Below are 25,062 nucleotides of genomic sequence, written 5' to 3'. Positions count from 1 at the left end.
CCCATTTCATCCCTCTGCGCGTTGCCATGTCCGCGATCACTCCACTCCACGATGACGCCCTGCATTCCCGCCTCGACGCCGCCATGGCGCAGGTCAACCAGGTGCTGCTCGGCAAGCCGCGCCAGGTCAAGCTTGCTTTCACCTGCCTGATCGCCGGCGGCCACCTGCTGCTGGAAGACGTGCCCGGCGTGGGCAAGACCACCCTCGCGCATGCGCTCGCCGCGAGCTTCGCGCTGGACTTCCAGCGCGTGCAGTTCACCAGCGACCTGTTGCCGTCGGACATTATCGGGGTGAGCGTCTACGAGCGCGAGACCGGCCAGTTCCGTTTCCACCCCGGCCCGATCTTCACCGGCCTGCTGCTGGCCGACGAGATCAACCGCGCCACGCCGAAGACGCAGAGCGCGCTGCTCGAGGCGATGGCCGAGGGCCAGGTCACCGTGGACGGCCAGACGCACACCTTGCCGCAGCCGTTCTTCGTGGTGGCCACGCAGAATCCGCTGGACCTGGCCGGCACCTTCCCGCTGCCGGATTCGCAGCTGGACCGCTTCATGCTGCGCGTCTCGCTGGACTATCCCGACGCCGCCGCCGAACGCGCCCTGCTCACCGGCAGCGACCGCCGCGACCTGCTCGCCCAGCTCAGCCCCAAGCTGGACGGCCCCGCGCTGTCCACCCTGCATCGCCAGGCACAGGCGATCACCGCCAGCCCGGCCCTGCTCGACTACCTGCAGGCGCTGCTCGCCGCCAGCCGCCGCCATGCGGAAATCCGCGTCGGCCTGTCGCCGCGCGCCGGCCTGGCCCTGCTCAATGCCTCGCGCACCTGGGCCATGCTGTCCGGCCGCGGGCACGTGCTGCCGGAAGACATCCAGGCGCTGTTCGTGCCGCTGGCCGGCCACCGCCTCGTGCCCGCCCGCGGCGCCAACGGCGACGCGCTCGCGCGCCAGCTGCTTGCCGAGGTGGCGGTGGATTGATGGCCATGGGCGTGGCCGACACCTACCGCCGCTTTCAGCAATGGGCCGAGCGCCGGCTGCCGGCGCTGACCCGCTACCGCCGTCCGGAAAGCCTGCCGGTCGAACTGCACCGGCGCCGCATCTATATCGTGCCCAGCGGGCTGGGCGTGGCGTTCGGCGTGCTGCTGATGATCATGCTGGCCGGCGCGCTCAACTACGCCAACAATGCCGCCCTGCTGCTCACCTGCATGCTGGCCGCGGCGTGCACGGCGAGCATGCTGGTGGCGTTCCGCGCGCTCGATGGCCTGCGCCTCACCGCGATCCAGGCTGGCCACGCCACCGCCGGCGAAGCGCTGACCCTGCAATTGCACGTGGATGCCGGCGTGCGTGCGCGCCAGGCGATCCGCGTGGAAATGGACGGCCGGATGCAGGCCTTCGCGGCCTGTGCGCATCAGCAGTTGCCGGTCGAGATCGCGCTGCAGACCGACCGCCGCGGCTGGCAGCAACTGCCGCGCATCCAGCTGTGGACGAGCTGGCCGCTCGGCCTGTTCCGCGCGTGGAGTTGGCTGTATCCGGATATGTCGGTGCTGGTGTGGCCACGCCCGGAAGCGGAAGGACCGCCGCCGCGCTCGCCCACCGACGACCCCACCCATCAACGGCTGCATCACGGCGACGACCTCGCCGCGCTGCGCGACTACCGTGCGGGCGATTCGCAGCGGCGCATCGCCTGGAAGGCCAGCGCGCGGCATGAAGGCCTGCTGGTGAAGGATTTCGAGCAGCCGCGCCCGCGCCTGGAATGGCGGCTGGACTGGCGCGACCTCAGGCACCTGGACAGCGAATCGCGCATCTCCCGCCTGGCTCGCTGGCTGGGCGAGGCCGAGGCGCGCGGCGTGCCCTCCAGCCTGTGGCTGCCCGGCGAGGAGATCGGCCACGGCGCCGGCCCCGCGCATTACGCGCGCTGCATGAATGCGCTGGCGAAGCTGCCATGAATCCGGAACCGAAGAACACGGAACCGAAAAAGTTCGGCCTGTTCCGCCGCAAGCGCGACGAAGCGCCGCTCGATGTGCGCGTCTTCGACCTGCTGTGTCTCACCGCTGCGGTGGTGCTGGTGCTGCACGCCATCCATCTGCCGCCCTGGCTCGATGCCGCCTTGATGGCCGTGCTGGCGCTGCGCTGGTGGCAGCGCCGCCGCAAGCCGGGACGCGCGCCGATCTATCTGAAGCTGCCGCTGGTGGTGCTGCTCGCGGCCACGGTGATCTTCCACTACGGCAACATCTTCGGACGCGAGCCCGGTTCCGCACTCGCGGTAGGCCTCTTGGTGCTGAAGCTGCTGGAGACCGAGACGGCGCGCGACGCCAAGGTCGCCGTGGCCTTCGCCTGTTTCACCCTGATGGCCGCGCTGCTGTCGGACCAGGGCATGGTCGCCACCTTCGTGGTCGCACTGGGCCTGCTGCCGGCGGTCGCCAGCCTGCGCGCGCTGCAGCCGGCGCGCCTGCCCACCAGCCTGCCGCGCGAACTGCTGCCGGCGCTGGGCCTGCTCGCCGCTGCGCTGCCGCTGTCGCTGCTGGCCTTCGTGCTGGTGCCGCGGCTGGAGTCGCCGCTGTGGGGCGCGCCGCCGTCGGGACAGGCGCGCACGGGCTTGAGCGATGGGATGTCCCCGGGCGATTTCGTGGATCTGCTTACCGACAATCACCCCGCCCTGCGCGCCAGCTTCGAAGGTGAGCCGCCCGCACCAGCGCAGCGCTATTTTCGCGCCTACGTGATGTGGGACTACGACGGACGCCGCTGGAGCGCCGTGCCGAGCGGACGCCAGCCCGCACCGGTCGAGCATGGCGACAGTATCGTCTACCGGATCGCGCTGGAGCCGACCAACCAGCGCATCCTTCCCGCGCTCGATGTGCCATTGGCCGCACCCGAGCACGCGGTATTGGGCGCGGATCGCGAGATCACCAGCGTCAAGCCCGTGCAGGATCCGCTGACCTACGAATTACGTTCAGCACTGAACTACAGCCTGCAGCTCGAACTCGACAAGGCCACGCGCCGCCGTGCCCTGCAGCTTCCACCCGGCTTCAACCCGCGCGCACAGGAACTGGCCGCCCAATGGCGGCGCACTTTCTCTGACCGCGACGACCTCATCGTCAAGGCCGCGCTCGCGCTGTTCCACGACGGCGGCTTCAGCTACACCCTGGCGCCCGCACCATTGGGCCGCGACGCGGTGGACGATTTCCTGTTCGCCACCCACGAAGGATTCTGCGAGCACTACGCCTCGGCCTTCACCGTGCTGATGCGCGCCGCCGGCGTGCCTTCGCGGGTGGTCACCGGCTACCAGGGCGGCTACTGGAACAAGCTCGGCCAGTACCTGCTGGTGCGCCAGTCCGATGCGCATGCCTGGAGCGAGGTATGGCTGGACGGCCGCGGCTGGGTGCGCATCGACCCGACCGCCGCGGTGCGACCGGAGCGGGTCAGCCTGGGCGCGGCCGCCGCCGCAGCCGCGGCGGCCGGCCAGTCCGAATGGCAGGGCGCCGCCTGGCTGCGCGACCTGCGCAACCGCTGGGACGTCGTCAACCATTGGTGGAGCGAAGGCGTTATCGGCTTCGACGCACTCAGGCAACGCGGGCTCCTCACGCCATTCGGCGTCCGCAACACGGATACGATGACCCTGAGCGTGCTGCTGGCGGCCAGCAGCGTGGCGTTCGCCCTGCTCGGCCTGGCCTGGGCCCTGTGGCGGCGGCGCGACGAAGACCCCCTGCGGGCCGCGCTGCGCACGCTGGAGCGCAAGCTGGCCTCGGCCGGCGTGGCGCGCAGGAACAGCGAGGGCCCGCAGCATTACCTGCAGCGCGCGGCCCGGGCCCTGCCCGGCCAGCGCGCGCAGCTGGACCAACTGATGAGGAGCTACCTCGACCTGCGCTATGCCCATCAAACCCCGCCGCCCGATCCCCTGCGACGGTTCCGCCGGGCGGTGCGGGAATTCAGACCCCGACACGTGGTCAAATGAACCGAACGACTGAATGTTTCGGATCACGGAAGATCCGCCCGATCATGGAGAAAGCGGTCATGTCCACCTACAAGTTCCTCGCTACCGCAGCCGTGACGGCTACGCTGGCGGCCTGCGCAACCATCCCCCAGCCGTTGCAGGGCACCTATACCGAAATCACCACGGCCCAGGCGCAGCAAGGCGGCGCCGGCGGCAGCAAGGTCCGCTGGGGCGGCGAGATCATCAAGACCGAACCCGGCCCGCAGGAAACCTGCTTCTTCCTGCTCTCGCGTCCGCTGGACAGCGAGGCCCGCCCGAAGATGGCCACCGACAACGACAGCCAGGGCCGCTTCGTGGCCTGCCGGTCGGGCTTCTACGATCCGGAAGTGTTCGCGCGCGGCCGCGAGCTCACCGTCACCGGCACCCTGCACGGCACCGTGTCGCAGAAGGTGGGCGAGTACGACTACGCCTATCCGCGCGTCGAGGCCGACGTGGTCTATCTGTGGCCCAAGCGCGTCGCCGTGCGCTACCCGCCGGGCTACTACGACCCGTTCTGGGGTCCGGGCTTCGGTCCGTACTGGGGCCCGGGCTGGGGTCCGTGGGGCGATCCGTTCTGGTACCAGCCGCGGGTGATCGTGGTGCCGCGCGCGGTGCCGCGGGGCAAGTAAGCCAGGCGTCCAAAACAAAAAAAGCCGGCCCCAGGGCCGGCTTTTTTCATGCCTCGTCGCGCGCGGCTCAGCCCGGCGGCCAATGCATGCGCCGTCCGGCCAGCAGATGCACGTGCAGGTGGAACACCGTCTGCCCGCCGTGCTCGTTGCAATTGATCACCGTGCGGTAGCCGTCCTTCGCCAGGCCCTGCTCGCGCGCATACGCGGCCGCGGCCAACAGCAGCTTGCCCAGCAGTTCGGCGTCGCCGGGCCGGGCTTCGTCCAGCGAGGCGATCGCGCGCTTGGGCACGAACAGCACGTGCACCGGCGCCTGCGGGTTGAGGTCGCGGAAGGCCAGCACGTCCTCGTCTTCGTAGACGATGTCGGCGGGGATGTCGCGCCGGATGATCTTTCCGAAAATCGTATCGGCCATGCTCAGGCTTCCTTCTGTGATGGTTTCAGCCCAGCGTCTGGCGGCTGCCGAAGGCATGCGCCAGGGTGCTGCGGTCGACGTATTCCAGCTCGCCGCCCAGCGGCACGCCGTGCGCCAGCCGGGTCGGCTTGACCTTGGCCGCGCGCGCCAGCTGCGCCAGGTAATGCGCGGTGGCTTCGCCTTCCACGGTGGGATTAGTGGCGATCACCATTTCCTCGATCTCGCCTTCGGCCAGCCGCTCGGTGAGCAGGTCCAGGCCCAGTTCTTCCGGACCCAGCCCGTCCAGCGGCGACAGCCGGCCCAGCAGCACGAAGTACTGGCCGCGGTAGCCGGTGGCCTGCTCGATCGCCGCCAGCTCGGTGGGCGACTCCACCACGCACAGCACCTGCCGGTCGCGGCTGCTGCTGGCGCAGAGGGAGCACACCGGCTCCTCGCTGAAATTGCGGCAGCGCGTGCAATTGCCGATGCGCTGCATGGCCTGCTCCAGCACGCTGGCCAGGCGCAGGCCGCGCTCGCGTTCGCGCTCCAGCAGATGGAAAGCCATGCGCTGGGCGCTCTTGCCGCCCACGCCGGGCAGGCAGCGCAGGGCTTCGATCAGGTCGGTGAGGAGTTTGCTCACGTGGCTTAGAACGGCATCTTGAAACCGGGCGGCAGGTTCATGCCGGAGGTGACGCCGCCGAGCTTGTTCTTGCTGGCCTCGCCGACCTTGTTGACGGCGTCGTTGATCGCCGCGGCGACCAGATCCTCGGCCATTTCGGGGTCGTCCGCGAACAGCTTGCGGTCGATCTGCACGCGGCGCACTTCATGGGCGCCGCTCATCACCACGGTGACCAGGCCGCCGCCGGAGGTGCCGGTGACTTCCAGCTTGGCGATCTCTTCCTGCGCGCGCTTCATTTCTTCCTGCATGCGCTGCGCCTGCTGCATCAGCTGGCCGATCTGTCCTCTCATGACGCGTACTCCAAAGGCTTAGGGTTCTCAGGGTTCAAACGGCTTGACCGACTGCGGCAGCACGCGCGCGCCGAATTCCTTGCGCAGCGACTGCACCAGCGGGTCTTCCTCGATCGATTGTTCGGCGGCCGACTGCGCGGCCGAGCGCGCATGGGCGGCGCGCGCGGCAGGCGTTTCGGCGCCGCTGGAGCGGTCGTCGACGAAGCGCAGGCGGATGCGTTCGCCCAGTGCCTGGCTGATGCGCTCTTCCATCTGGCCAACCATCGGCTCCACCGCCAGATGCATGTACATCGGCTGCAGCGCCAGCACCAGGGTCGAACCTTCGCGGTCGCGCAAGGTGGCGTTCTGCGCAAGCTGGCCCATCGGGCCGCGCAGGTTGGCCTGTTCGATCAGGCTGTCCCACTGCGGCAGGCCGCGCGCATCGAGCGCGGGTGCGGCGCGCGGTGCGGGCGGCGGCACGGGTGCGGGTTCGACACGCGGTGCGGGTGCTTCGGCGGCGCGCGGCGCCGGGCGCTCCATGGCAGGCGCGGGCATCGGCGGTGCGGAGCGCGCCGGTGCGGGCGCGGCGGCGGGACGCGGCGCGGCAGCGGCCGGACGCTCAGCGCGCGCCGGCTCGCCCTCGCCCGCCGGGCGGAACGCCAGCATGCGCAGCAGCGCCATCTCGAAACCGGTGCGCGCATCCGGCGCCAGCGCGAGGTCGCGGCGGCCGCCGATGGCGATCTGGTAGTACAGCTGCACGTCTTCCGGACCCAGACGCTCCGCCAGCGCGGCGAGCGCGGCTTCGTCGCCGCCGTCGCCTTCGGGGCGATAGCCCGGCACCAGCTGGAACAGCTGCAGGCGGTGCAGCACGGCGGCGAGGTCGTCGAGCACGCCGCCGAAATCCGGCGAGAACGAGGCGATGCGCGCGCATTCGGCCATCAGCTGGTCGCCGTCGCCGGCAGCCAGCGCCTCGAGCACGCCCAGCACCTGGCCGCGCGCGACGCTGCCCAGCATGGCGCGCACGTCGTCGAGCTTGAGTGCGCCGCCGCCATAGGCGATGGCCTGGTCCAGCAGCGACAGGCCGTCGCGCAGCGAACCGTCGGCGGCGCGGGCCAGTTCGACGATGGCGCCGTCTTCGTAGGCGATGGCCTCAGCGCCGAGGATGTGGCGCATCTGCCCGGAGATCTGTTCCGGCAGCAGGCGCTTGAGATTGAACTTGAGGCAGCGCGACAGCACCGTCACCGGCAGCTTCTGCGGGTCGGTGGTGGCGAGCAGGAACTTCACGTGCGGCGGCGGCTCTTCCAGCGTCTTGAGCAGCGCATTGAAGGCCGGCTTGGACAGCATGTGCACCTCGTCGACCAGGTACACCTTGAAGCGTCCGCGTGCCGGCGCGTACTGCGCGTTCTCGATCACTTCGCGCACGTCGTCCACGCCGGTGTTGCTGGCCGCGTCGATCTCCAGCAGGTCGACGAAGCGGCCGGCGTCCACCGCCGTGCACACCGCGCACTCGCCGCAGGGATCGGCCGACTCGCCGCGCTCGCAGTTGAGCGACTTGGCGAAGATGCGCGCGATGGTGGTCTTGCCCACGCCGCGCGTGCCGGTGAACAGGTAGGCGTGGTGCATGCGGCCGGTATCGAGCGCATTGGTGAGCGCGCGCACCACATGCTCCTGCCCGACCAGTTCGGCGAACTTGCGGGGGCGCCATTTGCGCGCGAGTACCTGATAGGACATGCGTTGGAAACCTGCTGGACGCCGGGCTGGCGCGGCCCTTGGGAGCAACGCAGCGAGGACGGGAATGAAGTGGCGGGATACTAACTTGGGGCGACGGCCGATTGTGCCAAGTCGCCTCCGGCAAGTCAGCACGGTCGCTTGCGGCAAGTCAGTACGAGAGGCGGCGCGAACGCGCGTTGCGGGGCCCGAAAAGGCGGCGACCCCGCCAGCCACACCCCGGCACCCGAATCATTCGCTACCGTTGCTCCCTTCCGGGCCTGGCGGGATTTACGAACTATCGTCGCGGGGGGACCGACGGGGTCACCATAGACGGCGGGCTGGTCGCCCTGGTCGACGGTTGCGCCAGGCGCGGACCGTCATGCGATTTCACTGGCGGAGAGGGCGGGATTCGAACCCGCGATACGGGGATAAGCCGTATACACACTTTCCAGGCGTGCTCCTTCAACCACTCGGACACCTCTCCGCGATGGTGAAATCGCCTTGCCGGGCATTCCAGCCCGGCAAAGAGGGGAAATCATAGCGGCAGGCCCCGATCCAGACAAGCCGCCTCAAGCGCTGCCTCAACCGGCATCCGGCCGCGGCGCAGCCGGCGGGGGCAGCGCGATCCGCTCGCCGGCCGAAGCCGTGGCGTAGCCGCGGGCGGCCAGCGCCGCACCGTCGGCGACGCTGCCGTAGTGGTACAGCCGCAGCCGGCTGCGCAGGGCCTGCGGGTATTCGCGCTCGATATCGTCGATACCGGTATGCGAAGGGTTGCCGACCAGGCCGCAGTCGTGCGCCACCAGCTCGGTGCCGGCCGCGTAGCGCGCCAGCATCTCCGGCACCGGCCGCGTGTCGCCGGTATAGGCGAAGCTGCCGCCCAGGGCGAGGCCGAACGACGTCTGCGGCAGGTGATGGCGGGTGGGAAACACGTCGAACCACTGCCCGTCCAGCCAGAAACCGCGATGGCAGGGAATCAGCTGGAACGCTTCCCAGAAATTCACCCCGCCCTCGGCCAGCACGCCGGGATAGTCCGCCACCCGCGCCTGCAGCCAGCTCATCAGCGCCGCATGCACGAACAGCTTGGTGCGCCCGCGCCGCGCTTCGTCGAACCACAGGCGGAAGAACAGCCGCTCCATGCCGCCGACGTGGTCCATATGCGTGTGCGTGATGAACAGCGCCGGCGGCACGTCGCCGTAGGCGGCCACGTAGCGGTCCAGCGTGTCCGGCCCGCAGTCGATCAGCAGCAGCGGCGCGCCATCGCGTTCCAGCACCGCGGACGAAGAGCCCAGCTCCACCGCGTGCGCCGCGCCGACGCCCAGGAAATGCAGGTTCCAGTTCATGCGGCCGCTTCCTCGCGCAGGCAAACCAGGTTCATGGCGCGTCCCCACCGACGCCGAATGCCGCGGCGTAGCTCTGCGCCAGCGGCTGCCACACCGTCTTCTCGAACACCGCCTCGCCTTCGGCGCCCGCGCCCAGTTTCAGCAGCGAACGGCGCAGGCGCTGCAGGTTGGCCGTGCGCCAGGCTTCGGCCGGCGCACGCCGCTCGCCGCGGTCGAAATCGATCAGGTACAGGCCCGGCTCGGCCACCAGGATATTGTGCGCGTTGAGATCGGCATGCCACACGCCGGCGCGGTGGAAGCGCGCAATCATGTTGCCGGTGCGCTCGGCCAGGGCGGCGTCGAGGCTGCCCCAGGCCAGGCATTCGGCCAGCGTGCGCGCGGAAGGGACACGGTGGGTGATCAGGTCGGCGGTATAGAACGGACCGTGGCGCCGGTAGCGCGCACCGATCGGTTCCGGCACCGGCAGGCCTTCGCGCGCCATCGCGGCGAGCAGGCGGAATTCGGCGAAGCTGCGCGTGCGGTCGGCGCCGGTCCACAGATAGCGGTCGCCCAGGAACCGGGCCACCATGCCGCCGCGCCGATAGTGGCGCAGCACGCCCTCGCCCGCCGGCGTGCCGACCAGGGCGACGCCGCCGCGCCCGCCGGTCTGCATGCGCAAGGCGCCCAGTTCGCGCCAGTGGCTAGGCATGAACCAGTCATCGTCGACTTGTGACGAAGCCGCGGGGTCGAACAGAATCGCCCCGCCCGCCTTCGTCCGGACCTGCTCTTGCGCCATCATGTGCGACCCGGCACCCCATCCAATAGCCACTGATTCTAGCCCACGCAATGCCTGCTCCCACCTCCATCTGCCTGCTGCGCACTTCCGCCATCGGCGACGTCACCCATGTCGTGCCAATGGTGCACACCTTGCGCAAGGCCTGGCCGCAGGTCGAGCTGACCTGGATCGTCGGCAAGCTGGAGCGCCGCCTGGTCGGCGACCTGCCCGGCGTGGACTTCGTCACCTTCGACAAGGGCGCCGGCTGGGCCGGCATGCGCGCGGTGCATGAGGCGCTGCGCGGCCGCCGTTTCGACGCGCTGCTGCAGATGCAGGTGGCAATGCGCTCCAACCTGCTCAGCCTGGGCATCAAGGCCAAACGCCGCGTGGGCTACGACAAGGCGCGCGCCAAGGACCTGCACGGACTGGTGGTCAACGAGCGCATTCCGGCGCGCACCGGCGAACACGTGCTGGAGGCGATCGGCAGCTTCTGCGAGCCGCTGGGGCTGAAGCAGACCGAGGTGCGCTGGGATATCCCGCTGCCGGAAGAAGCGCTCGCCTGGGCGGCCGAACAGCTGCCGCCGGGCGCGCCGGTGCTGCTGGTCAGCCCCACGTCCAGCCATGCGCTGCGCAACTGGCGCCCGGAGCGCTATGCCGCGGTGATGGACCATGCCGCGCAGCGCGGCTGGCGCGTCATGCTGATCGGCGGGCCCTCGCCCGGCGAGCGCAGCATGGCCGACGCGGTGCTGGCCGCCTGCCGCCTGCCGCACACCGACCTGACCGGCAAGGACACGCTCAAGCGCCTGCTGGCGATGCTGGCGCGCGCCTCGCTGCTGCTCACTCCGGATTCCGGCCCGATGCACATGGCCAACACGGTGGGCTGCAAGGTGCTGGGCCTGCATGCGGCGAGCAACCCGGACCGCTCGGGCCCCTATTCCGACCGCCGCTGGTGCGTGAACAAGTACGACGCGGCCTCGCGCAAATACCTGGGCAAGCCGGCCAGCGAGATTCCCTGGGGCAGCAAGATCGAATACGCGGGCGTGATGGACCTGATCGAGGTCGATGACGTGATCGAGCGGTTCGAGGCGTACGCGTCGGAGATGCGTGGCCAGCTACCGGCGTAGGTTGGGGTGAGCCGCAGGCGAACCCCAACAATGCGATGCACATCGACACGCCGATGTTGGGGTTCGCCTGCGGCTCACCCCAACCTACGAAGGCTTCAGCCGGCCTTGTAGTCCTTGTACGACTTCTCTTCCACCAGCTGCGAACCCAGCTTCAGATTGATCTCGCGCTTCACCGCCGCGCGCTCGTCGTTGCGGAAGTACACCGCGCGCGCCAGCTCGATGAACTCCTGGTCGAAGGCCTGGGCCTTTTCCTTCAGGCGGATGCGGTCTTCGATATCCCACAGCGTTTCGTTCACCGCCAGCAGGCGAGCGCGCTCGTCGGCGATGTCGGTGGCCGCGGCCGGATGGGCGGCCCAGGTGGCGTTGAGCTGATCCAGCTCGTTGCGCACGTTGGCCAGCTTGGCCGGGTCGGTCATCTGCTTGGACTTGATCTCCAGGATGGTGATCTTGTCGATCAGCTCACCGTAGGACACCGGGACTAGGATCAGGCTCATGGGAACTCCCTTCGAAAACAGGCCTGGCACACGGACGGCGCCGGCAAGCTGCACATGATAGAGACAATACCTAGCCGATGGTTCAGCTGATCCGAATAGACTGTGCGGGCCTCACTACACCGGGAGAATCCATGAACACCAAGCAGCTCCTCATCCTGCCCCTGGCAGCCGCCTTCGCCTTCGCTTCCATGGGCGCCGCCGCGCAGTCCTCCAGCGCCGCCCGCCGTCCGGCGGCCGACGCCGCCGGCCAGCTCAACGGCAACGTGCTGATCCGCCGCGACGGCATCTTCCTGCGCTGCACGCAGTGCGGCACGGTCGAGTCGATCGAGCGCACCGTCACCCAGGGCGCCGACCACGGCACCGCCGGCGCGATCATCGGCGCGGTCGCCGGCGGCGTGCTGGGCAACCAGGTCGGCAAGGGCAACGGCCGCAAGGCGGCGACCGTGCTCGGCGCGGTGGGCGGCGGCTTCGCCGGCAACCGCATCGGCCGCGGCGGCAGCAGCGAAAGCTTCACGCTGCGCCTGCGCATGGGCGACGGCGGCTACACCAATGTCACCGTGCCGGACGCCAGCGCGATCCGCGAGGGCGACATCGTGCAGGTGGATCCGGACGGCAACGTGGTGCGCATCCAGTAAGCGCCACGCGTACGGTTCGAAGAACGCGGCCGGTGGCGACACCGGCCGCGTTTTTTTATCCGGAGCCGCGGCGGGCGGCGGCCAGCTTGGCGGCCACCGCGTCGAAGAAGGCGTCGGGCAGCACGGCTCGCACCGGCACGGCCCAGGACGGCGGCGGCGCGAAGGCCGCGCATTTCACGGCGTCCTTTTCGGTCATCAGCACCGCGGCGCCGTCGCCGAAATCCAGTTCGCCGGAAACGTAGGCGTGGTGGTCGGGGAAGGGATGCGGCACCACTTCGATGCCGCGTGCACGCAGGTCGTCGAAGAAGCGTTCGGGGTTGCCGATGCCAGCCACCGCATGCACGCGCTGGCCGCGGAACGCATCCAACGATTGGGTGACGCCATCGCGCAAGGCGCGCGCCGTGCCGCCTTCGAGCCGCATCGGCACTTCGCCCGCCTCGGCGCTGCCGCCGTTGCAGACGCGGAAATCCACTTCGTCCAGGCGCGCCAGCGGTTCGCGCAGCGGTCCGGCCGGCAGCAACCGCCGGTTGCCAAAGCGGCGGGCACCGTCGATCACGCAGATCTCCACGTCGCGGCGCAGGCGATAGTGCTGCAGGCCGTCGTCGGCGAGGATCACATCGCAGCCCGCATCGACCAGCAGGCGTGCTGCCGCGGGGCGATCGCGGCCTACGGCCACGGGCGTGCCGGCCATGTGGATCAGGCAGGGTTCGTCACCGAAGCGCGCGGGGTCCGGCTTGTCCCCGAGTAAAAGCGGTCCTTGTTCGGTGCCGCCATAACCGCGGCTCACCACACCCGGACGGAAACCGCGCGCGCGCAGCGCTTCGGCCAGCGCGATGGTCAACGGCGTCTTGCCGGTGCCGCCGACGCTGACGTTGCCGACCACGAGCACCGGTACCGGCAAGCGCACGCTGGACAACAGGCCGCTTCGATAGAGGCGCCGGCGCAGCCGCGTCACGCCGCCGTACAACCCCGCCAGCGGCGCGGTCCACCACGGCGCCGTGCCCTTGCCATACCAGGCCGCGGCTAGCGTGTCGGCCAGCGCCACGGCGGCCTCAGTCGCTTGCCTTGTCGTGGAACTGCATGCGGTGCAGCGCGGCGTAGTGTCCGCTCAGGGCGAGCAGTTCCGCGTGCGTGCCGCGCTCGACGATGCGGCCCTGGTCCATCACCGCGATCTGGTCGGCGTGCTCGATGGTGGACAGGCGATGCGCGATCACCAGGGTGGTGCGGTCGCGCATCAGGCGCTGCAGCGCCTGCTGGATCAGGCGCTCGGACTCGGTGTCCAGCGCGCTGGTCGCCTCGTCCAGCACCAGGATCGGCGCGTTCTTCAGGATCGCGCGGGCAATGGCGATGCGCTGGCGCTGGCCGCCGGAAAGCATGTTGCCGGCCTGGCCGATCTGGCTGTGGATGCCCTTGGGCAGGCGCTGGATGAACTCCATTGCATTGGCCGCCTCGGCCGCCGCGATGATGTCCTTCTCGCTGGCGCCTTCCAGCTCGCCGTAGGCGATGTTCTCCGCCACGCTGCTGTCGAACAGCACCACGCTCTGCCCCACCCAGGCGATCTGCTTGCGCAGCGAGGCCCGCGTGTAGCTGGCGTAGTCGTGGCCATCCAGGTCGATGCCGCCGGCGCTGGGTTCGTAGAAGCGCGGCAGCAGGCTGACCAGGCTGCTCTTGCCGCTGCCGGAGCGGCCGACCAGGGCGGTGACCGTGCCGGGACGGCAGTGCAGGTCGACGCCGCGCAGCGCCTCGAAATCGTTGCGCGCATAGGTGAGGCGCACGTCGTTGAACACGATGTCGCCGCGGGTGCGTTCCAGCACGTGGGTGCCGGTGTCCACTTCCGGCGGCAGGTCGATGATGCCGAACAGGTCTTCGCAGGCGGCCACGCCGCGCTGCACGCTGGCCTGCACGCCGGTGAGGCGCTTGAGCGAAGGCAGCATGCCGCCCATCGAGGTGAGCACGGTGATGAACACGCCGGGCGAGATGCTGTCGATCACGTTCGGCCGCGTGCCCAGGTACACCAGCAGGGCCAGCGCGAACGCCGCCGCGGTCTGGATGGTGGCGCTGGAGAACGCGCTGGTCACGGCGACTTTCAGGTTCAGCCGCTTGGAATGCTCGGTGACCTGCTCGAAGCGCTCGGCCTCGCGCTTCTGGCCGCCGTAGATGCGCACTTCGCGATTGGCGCCGACGGATTCCTCCACCGTGCCGGTGACCGAACCCATGGTGCCCTGGATGCGCTTGCTGATGGTGCGGTAGCGCCGGCTGACCACGGTGACGATCAGCACCACCGCCGGCACCATGATCAGCAGCGCCATGGTGAGGTAGGCGCTGGTCGAGAGCATCACGTACATCATGCCGACGATCATCAGGCCTTCGGTGACGGCCACTTTCACCGCGTCGGTGGAAGCCTGCGCCACCTGCTCGCTGGTGTAGGTGATGCGCGACACCTGCTGGCCGGAATGCTCGCTGCCGAAGAACGCCGCCGGCAGGCGCAGGTAGGCGTCGAACACGTCGCGGCGGATGTTCTGCACCACGTTGCGGCCGATATAGGCGATGCCGTAGTCGTTGAGCACGATGGCGACGCCGCGCAGCACGAACAGCCCGATGATCCAGATCGGCATCCAGAAGATCAGGTAGGCGTCCTTGTGCGCGAACAGCTCGTCGATCATCGGCCGCAGCAGCTTGGTGAACGCGGCGAGGCAGCCGGCTTCCAGCGCCATGCCCAGTATCGAGACCAGGCCGACCGCCCAGTAGCGGCTGGTATAGCCGAGCAGGCGCTTGTAGGTGCGCCAGGTCGCGGCGTCCCACACGGAGGCTTTCTTGTCGCTCACCTGGCCGCGCTCACTACTTCGGCGCTCACTGTTCCGGCGCTCATTTAGCGCGGGCCCGCCTGGGTCGGCGTGGTGGCGATGGACAGCTTGGTGAAGCCGAGCTGGCCGAGCGCGTCCATCGCGGTGACCACGTTCTGGTGCGGCGTCATGGCGTCGGCGCGGATGGTCACCTGGCGTTCGCGGTCGTCGCCGGCGATGTTGGCGATGGCCTGCTTGAGCGGCTCGATGCCCTGCCCCAGCACCTCGTCGGTGCCGACGTAGTAGTGCCCGTCGCGGTCCACCACGATGGTGAGCGCGGGTGCCTGCATGTCGCGCTCGTCCGCGCTGGCCTTGGGCAGGGTCACCTGCATCCGCGTGTGCTGGACGAAGGTGGTGGTGAGTACGAAGAACATCAGCAGGGTGAGCAATACGTCGATCAGCGAGATCACGTTGATCTCGAAGTCGTCCTGCCGGCGGTCGTTGCCGATGCGCATGCCGGATCAGCCCGCGGTCGACTCGGCGGCCGGACGGCGCGGACGCGCCGCGGCCGGAGCGGCGACGGTGAGCTCGTCCAGCAGCACGGTGGTCTGCTTCTCCATCTCCACGCAGTAGCCGGCCACCCTGGAACGGAAATAGCGGTGCAGCACGTAGGCGGGAATCGCCACCACCAGGCCGCTGGCGGTGCAGATCAGCGCCTCGCCGATGCCGCCGGCCATCTTCAGCGGATCGCCGACGCCGCCCTTCATCACGTCCATGAACATGCGGATCAGGCCGACCACGGTGCCCAGCAGGCCCAGCAGCGGGCCGATCAGGGCGATGGTGCCAAGCGTGTTGAGGTAGCGCTCCATGTTGTGCACCACATGGCGGCCGGTGTCCTCGATGCGCTCCTTGATCAGCTCGCGCGGACGGTTGCGCACGGCCAGCGCGGCGGCCAGCAGTTCGCCCAGCGGCGAGCCGGTGGCGAGGGTGGCCAGGTGGGCCGGGTCGAGCTGGCCCGAGCGCGCCCATTCGCGCACTTCGTCGCCCAGGCCGGGCGGAAGGACCGACTTGCGGCGCAGGGTCCAGCAGCGCTCCAGCACGATCGCCAGCGCGATCGCCGAACAGATCAGGATGGGCAGCATTGCCCAACCGCCAGCCATCAGGATATCCAGCACGACTACACCCACCCATGCGATCGAATTGCAGGGGCGCATCATAGCAGTCCCGTCCGGCGGTTCCGCGGCGCCCGTGGCAAATGCGCGATGCGTCGCACACGCCCTGGAAACCGGCACATGCAGGGGCTTGCTCGCGCCAGTAGCGGGCGCGGTGGCGGCGCCATGCGCGAACCACGCGAGGTGCCCCGCCGGCCGGAAAATCCACCTCGATCGCCCCCAGCTCGGCGGTATTGAGCAGGGGCACCCCGGACGCGGCATAGCGCTGCGCCACCAGCGGATGCGGATGGCCGAAGCGGTTGCGCCAGCCGGCCGAGACCAGGGCCAGCACCGGCGCCAGTCCGCGGACCAGGGCCGGCCCGGACGAGGTGCGGCTGCCGTGGTGTGGCACCTGCAGCACCAGCGGCGCGCCGGATCCCACGGCCGCGGGCAGGCCGCGCTCCGCCAGCAGGCCGATATCGCCGGTGAGCAGAAGACGCCCGCCCGCGCCTTCCGCCAGCAGCACGCAGGAGCGGTCGTTGCCGCGTGCTCCGGCAGCGCCGATGGCCGGACCGAGCATGCGGAAGCGCACGCCATCCCAGTCCCAGGCCTGCCCTGCGGCGCAGGCAGCGGCGGGCACCGGCGTGCGCTCCGGCTCGCCGGCCAGCCGTGCGGCTTCCGGATGCGCCTTCGCCACCGCGGGTGCGCCGCCGGCGTGGTCGTTGTCGGCATGGCTGACCACCAGCAGGTCCAGCCGCGCGATACCCAGCGCGCGCAGCGAAGGCAGCACGGCGGCCTCGCCAAGATCGAACTCGGAAGGAAAGCGCGCGCCCGCATCGAATACCAGCGCGTGCTGCCGTGTGCGCAGCACCACGGCCAGCCCCTGCCCCACGTCCAGCATCCACACGCGGAATGCGCCCTGCGGCGGACGCTCCGTCGCCGGCCACAGCAGCGGCAGGAACAGCAGCGCACCCAGCCAGCGCATCGGCGTGCCGCGCGGCAACAGCATCCAGCCGGCGCCGAGCAGCGCCAGGCCCAGCGCCCATGGCTGCACCGCGGGTACGTAGAGATGCGCGCCGGGCCAGCCGGCGACGCGTTCGAACATCCACCACTGCGCCGCGCACAGCCATCCGGCCAGCACGAGCACCGGCCCCGCCAGCGGCGGCGCCAACACCAGCAACACGGTACCGAGCAAGGTCAGCGGCACGATCAGGAAACTCACCAGCGGCACCGCGACCAGATTGGACAGCGCGCCGACCAGCGACGTCTCGCCGAAAAACCACAAGGTGAGCGGCAGCAGCGCCACCGCCATCACCGCCTGCGCCAGCGTCACTTCGCGCACCAGGCCGCGCCAGCCTTCCTCGCGCGATACCAGGCTGTACATCAGGAAAGCGACGCCCGCAAACGACAGCCAGAAGCCGGCGCTCAACACCGACAGCGGATCGACCGCGAGCATGGCGAACAAGGCCAGCGCCAGCGACTGCGCAGGCGACACATGGCGGCGCGAACAGCGCGCCAGCGCCACCACCGCAATCATCAGCAACGTGCGCACGGTGGGCAGGCCGAAACCGGCCAGCGCGCTGTAGAGCGCGGCGAACCCCAGCGCGGCCATCGCCTGCATCTGCCGCCGCGGCAGGCGCAGTCCGAAGACGGGCCACAGCAGGTAGATCATCCGCACCAGGCCGACGCCGGCCACCGCCGCCACGCCGACATGGAAGCCCGAAATCGCGATCAGGTGCGAAGCGCCATTCGCGCGCGCGACTTCCCAGTCGTGCTGGCTCAGGCCGCGCGTATCGCCCACGGCGAAGGCACGCAACAAAGCGGCGGCGCGGACATCCGCAACACGCTGCGCGATGCCGTCGGCAATCGCCGCGCGCCAGCCGTCGATGCACCACGGCGCGCCCAGGTTTTCATTGGACGGACCATCGCGCACGTAACCCGTGGCGACGATGCCACGCTCCAGCGCACCGCGTTCGCCATCGGCACCGCCGGGATTGACCAGCCCGCGCGGCCGCTTGAGCCGCAACGCCAGCCGCCAGCGCGTGCAAGGAACGATGGCGGGAATCGCCGCACGATCGGTGGCGTACCACGCAATCCGCACGACGCCGCTCAAGGCAACAGGCTCGTCGCCCAGCGACGCCTGCTCCACGTTCAACTGGAATCGCGTCGCCTCCTCGCGCACCTGCGGCAAACCGGCCACGGTACCGACCACGACCAGATCGCGCCCTTCCAGCCCGGGCGGCAGGCGCGACTCCGTCGCCCGCGCACCGCACCACGCGGCCCAGGCGGCACCCAGCATCACAAAGGAAACGACACGCGCCCGCGGCACATACCACGCGAGCCAGATCATCAGGACCAGCAGCGCCACCGCCCAGCCTTTCGGCGGCAGCACCGGCATCCATTGCACCGCCAGCACGCCGGCAAGAAACGCCGGCGCCAGCAGGATCGCTCCGTAGTCGCGCACCGCCATCGTCCATCCGTGGGAGATGGTTCAAGCTAACGCGATGGCGTCCGCAATAAATCCGAAAACGCTGTAGGCATCGGCCGACGCGTCATGTCGGCCAGGCGCGGGTTCAATGTGCGGGACGTTCCCGCAGCACGCCGTTATGCAACTCCAGCGTGCGATCCATCCGCGCCGCCAGACGGGTGTCGTGCGTGACCAGCACGAAGCTGGTGCCGATCTCGCGATTGAGCTCCAGCATCAGCTCGTAGACGTGCTCGGCGTTGCCCTCGTCCAGGTTGCCGGTGGGCTCGTCGCCCAGCACGCAGGCCGGACGCGTCACCAGCGCACGCGCCACCGCGCAGCGCTGGCGTTCGCCGCCGGAAAGCTCGGCCGGCTTGTGCGCCACGCGCTGGCCCAGGCCCACGCGTTCGAGCAGGTCCGAGGCACGCTTCTGCGCTTCCGGAATCGACACGCCGCGGATCAGCAGCGGCATGCACACGTTTTCCAGCGCGGTGAATTCCGGCAGCAGGTGATGAAATTGGTAGATGAAGCCCAGCGAGCGGTTGCGCACGCGGCCGCGCTCGGCGTCGGACAGCGAGGACAGCAGCTGCCCTTCCACCTCGACCTCGCCCTTGGTCAGCGTGTCCAGGCCGCCGAGGATATGCAGCAAGGTGCTCTTGCCGGAGCCGGAGGCGCCGACGATGGACAGCGTCTCGCCGCGCTTCAGCGCGAAGCTCACGTCGCTGAGCACGTCGGTGTGCAGGCCGCCTTCCTCGTAGGTCTTGGCGATGTTGCTGGCGCGCAGCACGATGGAACTGTCGGTCATGGGCTTAGAGCCTGTTTATGCTCTCCCCATGGCCCGCGCCGGGAGCTGTTTGCGCGCAGAACAAGGAAGAACGAAGGAGTGTACGTCCGTACACGACTGAGTGATGACGCAGTGCTGCGGGCAAACAGACCCGGCCCGGGCCATGGGGAGGGCATAAACAGGCTCTCATTCATAGCGCAGGGCCTGGGCCGGCTGCGTGCGGGAAGCACGCCACGCGGGGTACAGCGTGGCGAGCAGCGAGAACAGGAAGGTCACCAGCGCCACCTTGGCCACGTCGTCCATCTGCAGCTTGCTGGGCAGCTCGCTGATGTAATAGACGTCCGGCGACAGGAAGGTGGTGTGGAAGGTGCGCTCGATCCACTTGACGATCTGCGGCAGCCGCCACGACAGCAGCGAGCCCAGCGTCACGCCGAAGCCGATGCCGACGAAGCCCACCAGCACGCCCTGCACCATGAACATGCCCATGATGCTGCGCGGGGTGGAGCCGAGCGTGCGCAGGATGGCGATGTCGGCCTGCTTGTCGGTGACCAGCATCATCAGCATCGAGATCAGGTTGATCACCGCCACCAGGATGATCAGCGAGAGGATGATGAACATCACCTTCTTCTCCATCGAGATGGCCGAGAAGAAGTTGGCATGGCTGTCCATCCAGGTATCCATGCGATAGACCTGGCCCAGGTTATTGGCCAGCTCCTTCGCCACCGGGCGCGCATTGAACATGTCGTCCAGGCGCAGGCGGATACCGGTGGGGCCGTCGATGCTGTTGAGGCGCTCGGCGTCCTGCATGCTGACCAGGGCCAGGTTGGAGTCGAACTCCTGCATGCCCAGCTCGAAGATGCCGGCGACGGTGAAGCTGCGCAGGCGCGGCACGCTGCCCATCGGCGTAGCGCGGAATTCCGGCACGGCCATGGTGACGTGGTCGCCCATCGCCACGCCCAGGGTCATGGCCAGCTCGCGGCCCAGCACGATGTTCCACTTGCCCGGCTGCAGCGCATCGAGCTTGCCGTCGATCATGTGCTTGTCGATGTCGGAGACCTTCGGCTCCTGCGCCGGGTCGATGCCGCGCACGAGCGCACCGCTGGAGCGGCGCGCCTGCAGGAAGGCCTGCGCCTCCACGTAGGGCGCGGCGCCGCGCACGTGCGGGTTGGCTTCGGCGATCTGGATCGCGCGCTCCCAGTTCTGCACGCTCTCGCCGGCCAGGCCCGACACGGTGGCGTGCGAGATGGCGCCGAGGATGCGCGTGCGCAGCTCGTTGTCGAAGCCGTTCATCACCGACATCACCGTGATCAGCGCGGTGACGCTGATGGCGATGCAGACGATAGAGACGGTCGAGATGAACGAGATGAACTGATTGCGTCGCTTGGCGCGCGTGTAGCGCAGGCCGATGAAAAGCTCTAGCGGTCGGAACATGGACGGGTCGCTCGTGGGATTCGGTGGGCTGGCCGCCCGGCATCGCGGAGGACGCCCTAGGATGCTGCCTTCGGTCAACGGGTTCAGACCGCGACGCCGCGGCAGAGTGCCCCAAGCCTTGCGGTTCGGCAAGCCGCCGCTCAGCGGCCCGGCATGGCGGCGGCCAGGCGCATGCGCAGGCGGCGGCGCAGGTCCTCGTCGCTGTTGTCGGGCGCCAGCAACAGATTTACCGGCCGGCCCGACGAAGGCTGCAGGCACAGCCACACGCAACCACCGAGCAGGCGGGACGAGCGCAGCTCGGCCACGGTGTCGGCGGATTGCGCATCGCGCAGCGCCCAGCTGCCGTCCGCGGCCCAGCCTGCCGCCGTCACGGCCGGATGCCGCCCAAGGCGCCGTTCGACGACCCACAAGGCTGCCAGCGCGCAGCTCAGCATCAACCTGCCCCACCACGGCAAGCCGCACAGCCACACCGCGGCGACCGCCAGCAGCGCCATGCCCGCGCAGCCGCGCGCGGCCAGGCGCGATGGCGCGTACTCAAAGCCGATGGCGGGCGCGGATGTCATCGATGATCGCCTGCCAGTCCGCGCGCGGCGGCTGCGCGTGGCCCATGACCCAGTCCCACAGGTCCGGGTCCTGCACGTCGAGCAGTTCGTCGAAGGCCACGCGCATGGCCTCGTCGGCCTGGGCGAAGCGCTCGTCCAGCCAGCCGCCGAACAAGGCGTCGAGCTCGCGGGTGCCGCGGCGGGTGCGCCAGCGCAGGCGCTTGATGCGGGCTTCGTCCATGGCGGTGCTCATGAGCTGGAGGCTGAAACGACATGGCCCGCGGCAAGCCGCGGGCCATGGGAGAGGACGGAAGCCGCCGTCAGGGTGCGCGGCGCTCCACGATCAGCTTCTTGATCTCCGCGATCGCCTTGGCCGGGTTCAGGCCCTTAGGACAGGTGCGCGCGCAGTTCATGATCGTGTGGCAGCGGTACAGCTTGAACGGGTCTTCCAGGTCGTCCAGGCGGGCGCCGGTGTCCTCGTCGCGCGAGTCGACGATCCAGCGGTAGGCCTGCAGCAGGATGGCCGGACCCAGGTACTTATCGCCGTTCCACCAGTAGCTCGGGCAGCTGGTCGAACAGCAGGCGCACAGGATGCACTCGTACAGGCCGTCGAGCTTCTTGCGGTCTTCCGGCGACTGCAGGCGCTCCTTGTCGGCTGGCGCCGGGCTCTGCGTGCGCAGCCAGGGCTTGATCGAGGCGAACTGGGCGTAGAAGTGCGTGAGATCCGGCACCAGGTCCTTCACCACCGGCATGTGCGGCAGCGGGTAGATCTTGACGTCGCCGGAGGCGCAGTCGGTGATCGCCTTGGTGCAGGCCAGGGTATTGGTGCCGTCGATGTTCATCGCGCACGAGCCGCAGATGCCTTCGCGGCAGGAACGGCGCAGGGTGAGCGTCGGATCGATCTCGTTCTTGATCTTCAGCAGCGCGTCCAGAACCATCGGGCCGCACGCGGCCATGTCCACCTCGTAGGTGTCGATGCGCGGGTTCTGGCCGTCTTCCGGCGTCCAGCGATAGATGCGGAAGGTGCGGGGCTTCTTCGCGTCCTTGGCCGGGTAGTGCTTGCCCGGCTGGACCTTGGAATTCTTAGGTAGAGAGAACTCTGCCACGGTCGTGTCTCCAGTCCGGTATCAGTAAACGCGCTTTTTCGGCGGGACCACTTCGACGTCCGAGGTCATGGTGTACATGTGCACCGGACGGAAATCGAAGTTCGCCTTGCCCTTGTCGTCCACCGACACCAGGGTGTGCTTCTGCCAGTTGACGTCGTCGCGGTCCGGGAAATCCTCGCGGGCATGCGCGCCGCGGCTTTCCGGACGCTGCTCGGCCGAGTACATAGTGGCCACGGCCTGGCCCAGCAGGTTGGACAGCTCCAGCGTCTCGATCAGGTCGGAGTTCCACACCAGCGAGCGGTCGCTGACGCCGACGTCCTTGAAGGAGTCGTGCACCTTCGAGATCTTCTCGCAGCCTTCCTTCAGCGACTGGCCTGTGCGGAACACCGCGGCATCGCTCTGCATGGTGCGCTGCATTTCCGCGCGGATCTTCGCCGTGGGCAGGCTGCCCTTGGCGTAGCGCAGGCCGTCGAAGCGGCCCAGCGCCTGGTCCAGCGCGCTGGCGGGAAGATCCTTGTGCGGCGCGCCCGGCTTGACGATCTCGGCGCAGCGGTGCGCCACCGCGCGGCCGAACACCACCAGGTCGAGCAGCGAGTTGGAACCCAGGCGGTTGGCGCCGTGCACCGACACGCAGGCAGCCTCGCCGATGGCGAACAGGCCCGGCACCACCGCGTCGACGTTGTCGCCGCGCTTCTGCACCACTTCGCCGTGGTAGTTGGTGGGGATGCCACCCATGTTGTAGTGCACGGTCGGAATGACCGGGATCGGCTCCTTGGTCACATCCACGCCGGCGAAGATGCGCGCCGACTCGGCGATGCCCGGCAGGCGCTCGTGAATGACGCCGGCGCCCAGGTGCATCAGGTTGATGTGGATGTGGTCCTTGTGCTCGCCGACGCCGCGGCCTTCGCGGATTTCCATGGTCATGGCGCGGCTGACCACGTCGCGCGAGGCCAGGTCCTTGGCGTTCGGCGCGTAGCGCTCCATGAAGCGCTCGCCGTTGGAATTGGTGAGATAACCACCCTCGCCGCGCACGCCCTCGGTGATCAGGCAGCCGGAGCCGTAGATACCGGTGGGGTGGAACTGCACGAACTCCATGTCCTGCAGAGCCAGGCCGGCGCGCAGCACCATGCCGCCGCCGTCGCCGGTGCAGGTATGCGCCGAGGTGGCGCTGAAGTACGCACGGCCGTAGCCGCCGGTGGCCAGCACCACGGCATGGCCGCGGAACACGTGCAGGGTGCCTTCGTTCATGTCCAGCGCGAGCACGCCGCGGCACACGCCTTCTTCGTCGAAGATCAGGTCGGTGGCGAAGTACTCGATGAAGAAGGTGGCGTCATGCGCCAGCGCCTGCTGGTACAGCGTGTGCAGGATGGCGTGGCCGGTACGGTCGGCCGCGGCGCAGGTGCGCTGCGCGGTGCCCTTGCCGTAGTGGGTGGTCATGCCGCCGAACGGGCGCTGGTAGATCTTGCCTTCTTCCGTGCGGGAGAACGGCACGCCGTAGTGTTCCAGCTCGATGATCGAGGGAATGGCCTCGCGGCACATGTACTCGATGGCGTCCTGGTCGCCCAGCCAGTCCGAACCCTTGATGGTGTCGTAGAAGTGGAAGCGCCAGTCGTCCTCGCCCATGTTGCCGAGCGCGGCGGAGATGCCGCCCTGCGCGGCCACGGTGTGCGAGCGGGTCGGGAACACCTTGGTGATGCAGGCGGCCTTGAGCCCCTTCTCGGCCAGGCCGAACGTGGCACGCAGGCCCGCGCCGCCGGCGCCGACCACGATCACGTCGTACTTATGCTGTTGAACCTTGTAGGCTTCCATCGAACTCACACTCCCAGAGCCACGCGCACCACGGCCAGCACGCAGGCCAGCGCGCCCAGCACGGCGACGAACTTGATCAACACCAGCGACACCACTTCGAGCCAGCGGGTGTGCACGTAGTCCTCGAGCACCACCTGCAGGCCGAGCACGGCGTGCCAGAACGCGGTGACGGTGAAGGCGATCAGCAGCAGCGCATTCCACGGCTTGGCCACGGCGGCCCTGGCGGTGGCGTAGTCGGCGTGCAGCGAGCACAGCACGAAGGCCACGAACCAGATGCCGAGGAAGACCAGGCCGGCTGCGGTGAGGCGCTGGGTCCACCAGTGGCCCACGCCCGACTGGGCCGAACCCAGGCCGCGTGCGCGCTTGAGCGGATTGCGCAGGTCCTTGCTGTTGGCGTTGGTGCTCATGCGGCACCTCCGGTCAGCACATAGGCCCAGACCAGGACGGTGAGCACCAGGCTGCCGATCACCGACAGCCAGCTCGAACGCACGAACTGGGCGATGGCGTAGCCGGCGCCGGCGTCCTGCACCAGGTGGCGGATGCCGTTGCACAGGTGGAAGAACAGCGCCCAGCTCCAGCCGAACAGCAGCACCAGCCCGATCGGGCTGCCGATGCAGGTCTTGAACTGGTTGAAGCTGGCTTCGCCGCCGGCCAGGGCGAGCAGGCCCCACATGATCAGCAAGGTGCCGACCGCCAGGGCGATGCCGGTGGCGCGGTGCACGATGGAGGTCACCATCTGCACTTGCCACTTATAGATCTGAAGGTGCGGAGAGAGCGGTCGTCGCGTGTCTGCCATGGCGGCTATCCTGTGTGGAATCGCTTATGTCCGTACGCCGTCCCATGGCCACCATGCCGACGCGTCACGCGCCGGCGCGGCGGTCAGAAGTCGATGCAGCGCCCGTTCTTTTCCCAGTCGCCGTAGCGGGTGGGATCGGGTGCCGGCCGCTCCGCCGGAACCTTGCCCTGCTCCTTGCCGTCAGGCACGGAGTGGTTCTCCGCCGGAGCGG

Annotated in this window: 26 protein-coding genes, 1 tRNA gene, 1 other RNA gene and 1 pseudogene; 6 read left to right on the top strand and 23 right to left on the bottom strand. The window is 69.1% G+C overall.

The features are described from left to right. Positions 1 to 26: 26 nt before the first annotated feature. The 4 genes from KK141_RS06175 to KK141_RS06160 are packed head-to-tail and all read left to right on the top strand — an operon-like array spanning position 27 to position 4,589. Positions 27 to 968 (top strand): MoxR family ATPase, encoded by a 942-nt coding sequence (locus KK141_RS06175; protein WP_167257586.1) that lies wholly within the window; start codon positions 27 to 29, stop codon positions 966 to 968. An 11-nt stretch (positions 969 to 979) separates the two neighbouring features. Continuing rightward, positions 980 to 1,936, top strand: a complete 957-nt coding sequence (locus KK141_RS06170) for a DUF58 domain-containing protein (protein ID WP_214570437.1) — start codon at positions 980 to 982, stop codon at positions 1,934 to 1,936. After that, complete coding sequence (locus KK141_RS06165) at positions 1,933 to 3,942, top strand: DUF3488 and transglutaminase-like domain-containing protein (RefSeq protein ID WP_214570213.1); 2,010 nt, start codon at positions 1,933 to 1,935, stop codon at positions 3,940 to 3,942. Before KK141_RS06170 ends, KK141_RS06165 begins: the two co-directional genes overlap by 4 nt. Positions 3,943 to 4,001: 59 nt before the next feature. After that, positions 4,002 to 4,589: a Slp/YeaY family lipoprotein gene (locus tag KK141_RS06160; RefSeq protein ID WP_214570214.1), complete on the top strand. Its 588-nt coding sequence runs from the start codon at positions 4,002 to 4,004 to the stop codon at positions 4,587 to 4,589. A gap of 67 nt (positions 4,590 to 4,656) precedes the next feature. On the opposite strand, the gene KK141_RS06155 is transcribed toward KK141_RS06160, so the two are convergent. The 8 genes from KK141_RS06155 to KK141_RS06120 all read right to left on the bottom strand — a co-directional run bounded on the left by KK141_RS06155 (position 4,657) and on the right by KK141_RS06120 (position 9,756). After that, positions 4,657 to 5,001 (bottom strand): histidine triad nucleotide-binding protein, encoded by a 345-nt coding sequence (locus tag KK141_RS06155; protein WP_214570215.1) that lies wholly within the window; start codon positions 4,999 to 5,001, stop codon positions 4,657 to 4,659. A gap of 25 nt (positions 5,002 to 5,026) precedes the next feature. Next, positions 5,027 to 5,620 (bottom strand): recombination mediator RecR, encoded by a 594-nt coding sequence (recR, locus tag KK141_RS06150; RefSeq protein ID WP_214570216.1) that lies wholly within the window; start codon positions 5,618 to 5,620, stop codon positions 5,027 to 5,029. Between the two features lie 5 nt (positions 5,621 to 5,625). After that, positions 5,626 to 5,949 (bottom strand): YbaB/EbfC family nucleoid-associated protein, encoded by a 324-nt coding sequence (locus KK141_RS06145; RefSeq protein ID WP_026634465.1) that lies wholly within the window; start codon positions 5,947 to 5,949, stop codon positions 5,626 to 5,628. A 27-nt stretch (positions 5,950 to 5,976) separates the two neighbouring features. Beyond that, positions 5,977 to 7,659 carry a DNA polymerase III subunit gamma/tau gene (dnaX, locus tag KK141_RS06140; protein WP_214570217.1) on the bottom strand — a complete coding sequence of 561 codons (1,683 nt, stop codon included), beginning with the start codon at positions 7,657 to 7,659 and terminating at the stop codon, positions 5,977 to 5,979. Positions 7,660 to 7,859: 200 nt separating this feature from the next. Next, positions 7,860 to 7,956, bottom strand: an RNA gene (ffs, locus tag KK141_RS06135) — signal recognition particle sRNA small type. 73 nt (positions 7,957 to 8,029) lie between these two features. Further along, positions 8,030 to 8,122: transfer RNA gene (locus tag KK141_RS06130), tRNA-Ser, on the bottom strand. A 97-nt stretch (positions 8,123 to 8,219) separates the two neighbouring features. Continuing rightward, positions 8,220 to 8,978, bottom strand: coding sequence for an MBL fold metallo-hydrolase (locus KK141_RS06125; protein WP_214570218.1), 759 nt, complete (start codon positions 8,976 to 8,978; stop codon positions 8,220 to 8,222). Positions 8,979 to 9,009: 31 nt separating this feature from the next. Then, positions 9,010 to 9,756, bottom strand: a complete 747-nt coding sequence (locus tag KK141_RS06120) for a 3-deoxy-D-manno-octulosonic acid kinase (protein WP_214570219.1) — start codon at positions 9,754 to 9,756, stop codon at positions 9,010 to 9,012. 47 nt (positions 9,757 to 9,803) lie between these two features. Between KK141_RS06120 and KK141_RS06115 the strand changes: the two genes are divergently transcribed. After that, positions 9,804 to 10,856, top strand: a complete 1,053-nt coding sequence (locus KK141_RS06115) for a glycosyltransferase family 9 protein (RefSeq protein WP_214570220.1) — start codon at positions 9,804 to 9,806, stop codon at positions 10,854 to 10,856. Between the two features lie 95 nt (positions 10,857 to 10,951). Here the strand turns inward: KK141_RS06115 and KK141_RS06110 are convergent, their stop codons facing one another. Further along, positions 10,952 to 11,350 (bottom strand): DUF6165 family protein, encoded by a 399-nt coding sequence (locus tag KK141_RS06110; protein WP_214570221.1) that lies wholly within the window; start codon positions 11,348 to 11,350, stop codon positions 10,952 to 10,954. 131 nt (positions 11,351 to 11,481) lie between these two features. Between KK141_RS06110 and KK141_RS23065 the strand changes: the two genes are divergently transcribed. Next, positions 11,482 to 11,985 (top strand): glycine zipper 2TM domain-containing protein, encoded by a 504-nt coding sequence (locus KK141_RS23065; protein ID WP_284733854.1) that lies wholly within the window; start codon positions 11,482 to 11,484, stop codon positions 11,983 to 11,985. Between the two features lie 55 nt (positions 11,986 to 12,040). Here KK141_RS23065 and lpxK read toward each other — a convergent pair whose 3' ends face one another. The 14 genes and pseudogenes from lpxK to KK141_RS23100 form a co-directional block, all read right to left on the bottom strand. Next, a complete protein-coding gene (lpxK, locus tag KK141_RS06100; protein WP_214570222.1) occupies positions 12,041 to 13,030 on the bottom strand; it encodes a tetraacyldisaccharide 4'-kinase in 990 nt (329 codons plus the stop codon). Between the two features lie 7 nt (positions 13,031 to 13,037). Next, positions 13,038 to 14,810 (bottom strand): lipid A export permease/ATP-binding protein MsbA, encoded by a 1,773-nt coding sequence (gene msbA, locus KK141_RS06095; protein ID WP_214570439.1) that lies wholly within the window; start codon positions 14,808 to 14,810, stop codon positions 13,038 to 13,040. A 44-nt stretch (positions 14,811 to 14,854) separates the two neighbouring features. Then, complete coding sequence (locus KK141_RS06090) at positions 14,855 to 15,283, bottom strand: biopolymer transporter ExbD (protein ID WP_214570440.1); 429 nt, start codon at positions 15,281 to 15,283, stop codon at positions 14,855 to 14,857. 6 nt (positions 15,284 to 15,289) lie between these two features. Then, positions 15,290 to 15,928 (bottom strand): MotA/TolQ/ExbB proton channel family protein, encoded by a 639-nt coding sequence (locus KK141_RS06085; RefSeq protein WP_167257628.1) that lies wholly within the window; start codon positions 15,926 to 15,928, stop codon positions 15,290 to 15,292. 292 nt (positions 15,929 to 16,220) lie between these two features. Next, a pseudogene (locus tag KK141_RS06080) lies at positions 16,221 to 18,269 on the bottom strand (DNA internalization-related competence protein ComEC/Rec2); the annotation flags it as partial. 223 nt (positions 18,270 to 18,492) lie between these two features. Further along, positions 18,493 to 19,188 carry a lipoprotein-releasing ABC transporter ATP-binding protein LolD gene (lolD, locus tag KK141_RS06075; protein ID WP_214570223.1) on the bottom strand — a complete coding sequence of 232 codons (696 nt, stop codon included), beginning with the start codon at positions 19,186 to 19,188 and terminating at the stop codon, positions 18,493 to 18,495. 165 nt (positions 19,189 to 19,353) lie between these two features. Next, positions 19,354 to 20,598, bottom strand: a complete 1,245-nt coding sequence (locus KK141_RS06070) for a lipoprotein-releasing ABC transporter permease subunit (RefSeq protein ID WP_168647575.1) — start codon at positions 20,596 to 20,598, stop codon at positions 19,354 to 19,356. Between the two features lie 140 nt (positions 20,599 to 20,738). Beyond that, positions 20,739 to 21,161, bottom strand: a complete 423-nt coding sequence (locus tag KK141_RS06065) for a protein YgfX (protein ID WP_214570224.1) — start codon at positions 21,159 to 21,161, stop codon at positions 20,739 to 20,741. After that, positions 21,133 to 21,381: a succinate dehydrogenase assembly factor 2 gene (locus KK141_RS06060; protein WP_214570225.1), complete on the bottom strand. Its 249-nt coding sequence runs from the start codon at positions 21,379 to 21,381 to the stop codon at positions 21,133 to 21,135. The genes KK141_RS06065 and KK141_RS06060 overlap by 29 nt, the downstream gene beginning before the upstream one ends. A 79-nt stretch (positions 21,382 to 21,460) precedes the next feature. Then, positions 21,461 to 22,246, bottom strand: a complete 786-nt coding sequence (locus KK141_RS06055) for a succinate dehydrogenase iron-sulfur subunit (protein WP_214570226.1) — start codon at positions 22,244 to 22,246, stop codon at positions 21,461 to 21,463. A gap of 21 nt (positions 22,247 to 22,267) precedes the next feature. Further along, positions 22,268 to 24,055 carry a succinate dehydrogenase flavoprotein subunit gene (sdhA, locus tag KK141_RS06050; RefSeq protein ID WP_214570227.1) on the bottom strand — a complete coding sequence of 596 codons (1,788 nt, stop codon included), beginning with the start codon at positions 24,053 to 24,055 and terminating at the stop codon, positions 22,268 to 22,270. A 5-nt stretch (positions 24,056 to 24,060) separates the two neighbouring features. After that, positions 24,061 to 24,462, bottom strand: coding sequence for a succinate dehydrogenase, hydrophobic membrane anchor protein (gene sdhD, locus KK141_RS06045; RefSeq protein WP_214570228.1), 402 nt, complete (start codon positions 24,460 to 24,462; stop codon positions 24,061 to 24,063). After that, complete coding sequence (sdhC, locus tag KK141_RS06040; RefSeq protein WP_214570229.1) at positions 24,459 to 24,851, bottom strand: succinate dehydrogenase, cytochrome b556 subunit; 393 nt, start codon at positions 24,849 to 24,851, stop codon at positions 24,459 to 24,461. Before sdhC ends, sdhD begins: the two co-directional genes overlap by 4 nt. An 83-nt stretch (positions 24,852 to 24,934) precedes the next feature. Continuing rightward, entirely contained in the window at positions 24,935 to 25,039 is a 105-nt protein-coding gene (locus tag KK141_RS23100; protein ID WP_343203625.1) for a DUF1674 domain-containing protein, read from the bottom strand. Between the last annotated feature and the right edge of the window lie 23 nt (positions 25,040 to 25,062).

The organism is Dyella sp. LX-66 (genome assembly GCF_018599165.1).
Classification (GTDB): domain Bacteria; phylum Pseudomonadota; class Gammaproteobacteria; order Xanthomonadales; family Rhodanobacteraceae; genus Dyella_D; species Dyella_D marensis.
The sequence above is the reverse complement of the archived record's forward strand: the minus strand, read 5'-3'. Positions and strand labels throughout refer to the sequence as shown.

Bases quoted from the DNA above. Each gene is read 5' to 3' on its own strand.
- KK141_RS06165 (WP_214570213.1), top strand. From the start codon at position 1,933: ATGAATCCGGAACCGAAGAACACGGAACCGAAAAAGTTCGGCCTGTTC.
- lolD (WP_214570223.1), bottom strand. From the start codon at position 19,188: ATGACCGACAGTTCCATCGTGCTGCGCGCCAGCAACATCGCCAAGACC.
- KK141_RS06160 (WP_214570214.1), top strand. From the start codon at position 4,002: ATGTCCACCTACAAGTTCCTCGCTACCGCAGCCGTGACGGCTACGCTG.
- sdhA (WP_214570227.1), bottom strand. From the start codon at position 24,055: ATGGAAGCCTACAAGGTTCAACAGCATAAGTACGACGTGATCGTGGTC.
- KK141_RS06085 (WP_167257628.1), bottom strand. From the start codon at position 15,928: ATGGCTGGCGGTTGGGCAATGCTGCCCATCCTGATCTGTTCGGCGATC.
- KK141_RS06060 (WP_214570225.1), bottom strand. From the start codon at position 21,381: ATGGACGAAGCCCGCATCAAGCGCCTGCGCTGGCGCACCCGCCGCGGC.
- KK141_RS06125 (WP_214570218.1), bottom strand. From the start codon at position 8,978: ATGAACTGGAACCTGCATTTCCTGGGCGTCGGCGCGGCGCACGCGGTG.
- dnaX (WP_214570217.1), bottom strand. From the start codon at position 7,659: ATGTCCTATCAGGTACTCGCGCGCAAATGGCGCCCCCGCAAGTTCGCC.
- KK141_RS06175 (WP_167257586.1), top strand. From the start codon at position 27: ATGTCCGCGATCACTCCACTCCACGATGACGCCCTGCATTCCCGCCTC.
- KK141_RS06070 (WP_168647575.1), bottom strand. From the start codon at position 20,598: ATGTTCCGACCGCTAGAGCTTTTCATCGGCCTGCGCTACACGCGCGCC.
- KK141_RS06065 (WP_214570224.1), bottom strand. From the start codon at position 21,161: ATGACATCCGCGCCCGCCATCGGCTTTGAGTACGCGCCATCGCGCCTG.
- KK141_RS06090 (WP_214570440.1), bottom strand. From the start codon at position 15,283: ATGCGCATCGGCAACGACCGCCGGCAGGACGACTTCGAGATCAACGTG.
- KK141_RS06110 (WP_214570221.1), bottom strand. From the start codon at position 11,350: ATGAGCCTGATCCTAGTCCCGGTGTCCTACGGTGAGCTGATCGACAAG.
- KK141_RS06155 (WP_214570215.1), bottom strand. From the start codon at position 5,001: ATGGCCGATACGATTTTCGGAAAGATCATCCGGCGCGACATCCCCGCC.
- KK141_RS06120 (WP_214570219.1), bottom strand. From the start codon at position 9,756: ATGATGGCGCAAGAGCAGGTCCGGACGAAGGCGGGCGGGGCGATTCTG.
- KK141_RS23065 (WP_284733854.1), top strand. From the start codon at position 11,482: ATGAACACCAAGCAGCTCCTCATCCTGCCCCTGGCAGCCGCCTTCGCC.
- KK141_RS06145 (WP_026634465.1), bottom strand. From the start codon at position 5,949: ATGAGAGGACAGATCGGCCAGCTGATGCAGCAGGCGCAGCGCATGCAG.
- sdhD (WP_214570228.1), bottom strand. From the start codon at position 24,462: ATGAGCACCAACGCCAACAGCAAGGACCTGCGCAATCCGCTCAAGCGC.
- KK141_RS06115 (WP_214570220.1), top strand. From the start codon at position 9,804: ATGCCTGCTCCCACCTCCATCTGCCTGCTGCGCACTTCCGCCATCGGC.
- sdhC (WP_214570229.1), bottom strand. From the start codon at position 24,851: ATGGCAGACACGCGACGACCGCTCTCTCCGCACCTTCAGATCTATAAG.